At 73.6% G+C, this 5832-nt stretch carries 5 protein-coding genes; all 5 read right to left on the bottom strand.

Features of this window, described 5'->3' with window-relative positions; translation table 11 throughout:
* Nucleotides 1-456 (bottom strand): serine/threonine-protein kinase (locus CCN44_RS40575; protein WP_143650416.1); only part of this gene is annotated, 456 nt, incomplete at its 3' end.
* An 83-nt stretch (nt 457-539) separates the two neighbouring features.
* Nucleotides 540-2375, bottom strand: a complete 1836-nt coding sequence (gene asnB / locus CCN44_RS40570; RefSeq protein WP_086704181.1) for an asparagine synthase (glutamine-hydrolyzing) — start codon at nt 2373-2375, stop codon at nt 540-542.
* 71 nt (nt 2376-2446) lie between these two features.
* Nucleotides 2447-3706, bottom strand: coding sequence for a nucleotide sugar dehydrogenase (locus tag CCN44_RS40565; protein ID WP_059249326.1), 1260 nt, complete (start codon nt 3704-3706; stop codon nt 2447-2449).
* A 59-nt stretch (nt 3707-3765) separates the two neighbouring features.
* Nucleotides 3766-5163 (bottom strand): MFS transporter, encoded by a 1398-nt coding sequence (locus CCN44_RS40560; RefSeq protein ID WP_208639934.1) that lies wholly within the window; start codon nt 5161-5163, stop codon nt 3766-3768.
* Nucleotides 5164-5165: 2 nt separating this feature from the next.
* A partial coding sequence (locus CCN44_RS40555) for an NAD-dependent epimerase/dehydratase family protein (RefSeq protein WP_244204052.1) occupies nt 5166-5832 on the bottom strand: 667 nt, incomplete at its 5' end.

Below are 5832 nucleotides of genomic sequence, written 5' to 3'. Positions count from 1 at the left end.
GGCCCGGGCGATGCCGAAGTCGAGGACGCGGGGCCCGTCGACGGCCATGACGATGTTGCCGGGCTTGAGGTCCCGGTGCACCAGGCCGCAGGAGTGGATGGACTCCAGGGCCTCGGCGAGGGCGGCGCCCAGGGACCGCAGCTGCGGCTCGTCCATGGCGCCCTCGGCGGCGAGCCGGGCCGCGAGGGTCGGGCCGGGGATGTAGGCGGTGGCGAGCCAGAGCGGGTCGCCGTCGACGTCGGCGTCCACGACCGGCGCGGTGTGGAAGCCGCCGACCGCGCGGGCGGCCTCGACCTCGCTGCGGAACCGCTCCCGGAACACCGGGTCGGCGGCCAGCTCGGCCTTGGCCACCTTCAGCGCGACGGCCCGCCCGCCGCGCGTGCGCGCGAGATAGACCGTGCCCATGCCGCCCTCGCCGAGCCGGCGCTCGACGAGGTATCCCCCGATGCGTTCCATGCGGACCAGTATGGCCGCCGGACCTGACCCGTCCATGACCGGTCCGTGCCCGGCGGCCGGTACGGCGCGCCACGGTCGGTGCGTCAGAGCACGACGTCCACGTCGTACGCGCGCAGCCACTCGTCCAGCTGGAGGGTCGTCTCCAGCGCGGCCCGGCTCATGCCCTCCTCCAGCGCCGCGGCTCCGTCCCGCCGTACCCGCGCCTTGAGGTCGGGCGAGAAGAAGGGGTCGAGCGGGCCGGTGCCGGTGCGGACGAGGTCGGCGAGGCGCTCGCGCAGGGTCCGGTTGTAGGCCTCGGCCCGGATCGACGGGTACGGCGTCTTGACGCGCTGGGCGACCGCCGGGGGCAGCAGGTCCTTCATGGCGGCGCGCAGCAGGCTCTTCTCCCGGCCGTCGAAACTCTTTATGGCCCACGGGACGTTGAAGGTGTACTCGACCAGCCGGTGGTCGGCGAACGGCACCCGTACCTCCAGGCCGCAGGCCATGCTCATGCGGTCCTTGCGGTCGAAGAGCACCTGGGCGTGGCGGGTGAGGGCGAGGTAGGTGACCTCGCGGTAGCGGGCCTCGGCGGGGTCGTCCAGCTGCCGGTGGGCGTCGATCTCGGCGACGGCCGTGCTGTGGCAGTCGCGTTCGTAGGTGGCGAGGTCGAGTTTGGCGAGCAGGTCCGGGGTGAAGACGACCTCATTGCCCTGGTAGTTGTGGCGGCCCTCGTGGACCCAGGGGAAGGTGGTGGAGAAGACCGCGTCGGGGTCGCGCTGCCAGCGGTAGCCGCCGAACACCTCGTCGCCGCACTCGCCGGACAGGGCGACGGTGGAGTGCTGCCGGACGATGCTGAACAGCAGGTGCAGGGAGGCGTGTTCGTCGCCCTTGGCGATGGGCAGGTCGTAGGCGCGCAGCACGGACGCGCGCAGCGCCGGGTCGAGCAGGTCGGGGGCCTTCAGCGGGAGTTCGCTGTGGTCGGAGCCGACGTGTTCGGCGAGCAGGCGGGCGTAGATGTGGTCCTCGTTGGCGTCGGGGCCCGCGGTGCCGTCCAGGTCGGGGTCGCTGACCGAGCAGGAGCGGATGCGGCCCTGGCCCTTGGTGCGGGCGGTGTGCGCGGCGAGCGCGGTCAGCGAGCTGGAGTCGAGGCCGCCGGAGAGCAGGGTGCACAGCGGTACGTCGGAGACCATCTGCTGTTCCACGGTGGCGGCGAGGAGGTCGCGGACCGTGCGGACGGTGTCGTTCAGGGAGTCGGTGTGCTCGGCGACCCGGAGCTGCCAGTAGCGCTCCTCGGCGAGGCCGGAGCGGTGCACGCGGACCAGGCAGCCGGCCGGGACCTCGCGCATGCCGCGGAAGACGGCATGGCCGGGCACCTTGGCCACGGACAGGATGTCCCGCAGCCCGTCGGCGTCGAGGACGGGCCGGAACTCCGGGTGGGCGAGGATCGCCTTGGGTTCGGAGCCGAAGAGGACACCGGAGGCGGTCGGCGCGTAGTAGAGCGGCTTGACGCCCATCCGGTCGCGGACGAGGAGGAGTTCGTCCCGGTCGCGGTCCCAGATCGCGAAGGCGTAGATGCCTTCGAGCCGGTCCACGAAGGACGGGCCCCACTCCAGGTAGGCGCGCAGCACCACCTCGGTGTCGCTGCGGGTGGTGAAGCGGTGGCCGAGTCCGGTGAGCTGGGTGCGCAGTTCCTGGAAGTTGTAGGTCTCGCCGCTGTAGGTGAGCACGGCGCGGGCGCCGGGGCCCTCGTCCGCGGCCATCGGCTGGCAGCCGCCCTCGAGGTCGATCACCGACAGCCGGCGGTGGCCGAGGGCCGCGTGGCCGTCGGTCCACACTCCCTCCGCGTCGGGGCCGCGCCGGGCCATCGTGTCCGTCATGGCGCGCGCGATGTCGTGGTCGACGGGGCGGGCGAAGTCGACCCACCCGGCGATACCGCACATGGAAGCACTCCTGGGGTGTGCGGGGCGTCATGCCCCGGGGGAAGGGAACGGGTGAGGAAGCGGGGCCGGTGTCAGAGGCGTTCGACGTGCGGCTGCGGGCGGGTGGCGCCGCGGGTGTCGAGGAGCAGCGGGGCGCGCCGCTGGATGTCGTCCAGGTCGAAGACCCGGTGCCGCTGGAGGAGGATGGCGAGGTCGGCGTCGGCCAGGGCGGCCGGCAGGTCGGCGGCCGAGGGGACGGCCGTACCGTCGACGGACCACTCGGGGACGTACGGGTCGTGGTAGGTGACGTCGGCGCCGCGGGCCCGGAGCCGTTTGACGACGTCGCGGGCGGAGGTCTCCCGCTGGTCGGCGATGTCGGCCTTGTAGGTGACGCCGAGCAGCAGCACGCGGGCGCCGGTGAGGGTCTTGCCGGCCCGGTCCAGCAGGTGCTGGGCGCGTTCCACGACGTAGCGCGGCATGCGCGTGTTGATCTCCTGGGCCAGTTCGACCATGCGGAACGGGTAGCCGAGCGTACGGACCTTGTGGGCGAGGTAGTTGGGGTCGATCGGGATGCAGTGGCCGCCGACGCCGGGGCCGGGGCGGAACGCCTGGTAGCCGAAGGGCTTGGTGGCGGCGCAGGAGATGGCGTCCCACAGGTCGATGCCGAGTTCGTTGCAGAAGATGGCCATCTCGTTGACCAGCGCGATGTTGACGTGCCGGTAGGTGTTCTCGATGAGCTTGGCCATCTCGGCCTCGCGGGTCCCGCCGGCCTGGACGACGGTGTCCACGATCTTGCCGTAGAAGGCCGCGGCGGCGGTGGCGCAGGCGGGGGTGTGGCCGCCGACGACCTTGGGGGTGTTGCGGATGCCGTAGACCTGGTTGCCGGGGTCGACGCGTTCCGGGGAGAAGGCGAGGTGGAAGTCGCGGCCGGCGGTGAGCCCGGACTTCTCCAGGAGGGGCCGGACCAGTTCGTCGGTGGTGCCGGGGTAGGTGGTCGACTCCAGGACGACGAGGGTGCCGGGCCGCAGGTGGCGGCTGACCGCCGTGACCGCGCTCTCGACCATGGTCAGGTCGGGCCCGCCGTGCTCGGACAGCGGGGTGGGGACGCAGATGACGACGGTGTCCGTCTCGGCGACGGCGCGTTCGTCGGTGGTCGCGGTGAAGCCCTGGGCGCGGACGCCGGAGACGGTGGCGTCGTCGATGTCGTCGACGTGCGAGACGCCGTCGTTGAGGCGGGCGACGATCTCGGGGTTCTTGTCGAGGCCGACGACGGTCATGCCGGAGCGGGTGGCTTCCACGGCGAGGGGCAGGCCCACGTAGCCGAGGCCTATGACGACAAGGTCACTGCGCACAACGGTCCCTTTCGGATGGGAGGGTGCGGAAGAAAAGGAGAAGCAGCGGAAGAGGGGGTTCAGTCGCCGCGGGCGCGGACGGCGAGCAGGGCGACCAGCAGGGTCGGCAGGACGAGCAGCGCGAAGGCCAGGCGGTAGCCGTCGAGCGGGGCGGCGCCGGCGGCGAGGCAGGCGTTGAGGACCCCGGAGGCGAGCGCGAGCACGACGACCTGGCCGAGGTTCATGTTGGTCTGCATCGCGCTGGTGGTGTGGCCCTGCCGGTGCGGTTCGCTGTGCTTGAGGGAGAGCACGGTGACGCAGGGGTCGAGCAGCCCCATGCCGATGGCGGACAGCGGCATCGCCGCCGCGGCGGTGACCGCGGGCAGGCCGCCGAAGCAGCCGGCCACCGCGAGGGCGGCGGAGGCGGTCATGATCAGGGCGCCGACGGTGACGAGGCGGTGCCGGGCGACGTGCTGGAGCGCCTTGCTCTGCACCCAGGAGGCGCCCGCCCACAGCACCGCGGAGGCGGTGAACGCCACGCCGACCACGACCGCGTCGACGTCCCGTTCGGTGATCAGCATCAGCGGCACCAGGGCCTCGATGGTGAAGTAGGTCCCCGAGGTCAGGCCGCGCAGCAGCACCGCGGTCGGCAGGCCCCGGGCGCTGCGCCAGGTGCCGCGCGGCAGCAGCCGCGGGGCGAACACGGCGAGCAGGACGATGCCGACGGCGACGAACGCCAGGTGGCGCGGGTCCCAGTCGGAGACGCCGTACTGGCCGAGGGCCGCGCCCAGGCTGAGCAGGGCGGCGACCAGCAGCGGGGGGCGGGCGGCCCGTTCGCCGGGGGGCGGTACGGCCGCCTCCTCGTCGGCCGGGGGCTTGCGCAGCACGGCGACGAGGGCGACGGCGGGCAGCGCCGTCAGGACGGCCAGGCCGTAGAAGACCGCGCGCCAGGACCACCACTGGACGACGACACCGGCGAGCGGCGGGCCGAGCAGGGACGGGATGACCCAGCTGGCGCTCATCATGGCGAGCATCCGCGGGCGCAGGTGCTCGGGGTAGGCCTGGCCGATGGCGGTGGTCACCGACACGGCGACCATGCCGGCGGCCAGGCCGTCCACGAACCGGCCGGCGGCGAGCTGCCAGACGGACACGCTGGACGCGGACACCAGGAGGGTGAGCACCGACAGGACCATGCCGAGCGCCAGCGGCCGGCGGGCGCCCGCCCGGTCCGCCCAGTGGCCGCCCAGCACCCCGCCGAACAGGCTGGCCGCGACGAAGCAGCCCGCCACGACCGGGAAGAGGGACACGCCGTCCAGGTCCCGGGCGGCGGTCGGCAGGGTGGGTACCACGGCGAGCGCGGCGAACCCGGTCAGGAACATCACCACGGCGAACGTCAGGGTGGCGGCGAGGTACGGCGGCGCGAAGATCCCGCCGTCCGTGCCGCGCGCCGACTCGGGCGCCGCCTGTTTCTCCGCCATCGTCAGGCCCACAGTCCGACGAGGTCGTCGTGGGTGTCGCAGGCCAGCCACTGGGCCTGGGCCCGCGCGCCGTTGCGGACGGACGCCGAGGGCCGCCAGCCCGTCTCGGCGGTGATCAGGTCGGTGGACATCAGCGGGGTGTGCGCCGCCGGGGCGGGTGCCTGCTCCCAGGGGGTGCGGCGGGCGGTCTCGGTGACCAGCTCGGCGAGCGCGGTCTCGTCGTAGCCGGCGGAGGCGACGTTGCAGACCTCCGGTCCGGCCGGGCGGGCGAGGAGCGCGGCGAGGGCGCCGGCCATGTCGCGGTAGTCGACGATCTGGTGCCGGCGGCCCTCGGTCAGGGGCATGGGGCGCCGGGTCCAGGCCCGCAGCATCCAGTCGGCGAGGACTCCGCCGAGCGGGGCGTGCGGTCCCACCGGTTCGGCGAACCGGACGATCTGCACGGGCGTCCCGGACTGCCGGCCCCAGGCGCGGCACTGCTGCTCGGCGTCCCACCACAGCCGGGCCTCGGCGTCCTTCGGCGATTCGGTGACGGAGTCCTCGGTACGGTCCTCGGCGGCGCCGCCGCGGTAGACGGCGGCCGAACTCGCGTGGACCAGCCGCCGGGCACCGAGCTTCTCGGCGTCGGCGAGCAGGTCGGCCAGCGGGTATCCGGTGTCGTGCGGGGAGCCG

The organism is Streptomyces tricolor, from assembly GCF_002155905.1.
Taxonomy (GTDB): domain Bacteria; phylum Actinomycetota; class Actinomycetes; order Streptomycetales; family Streptomycetaceae; genus Streptomyces; species Streptomyces tricolor.
Note: the sequence above shows the minus strand (reverse complement) of the source record. Positions and strands in the feature narration are given on the sequence as shown.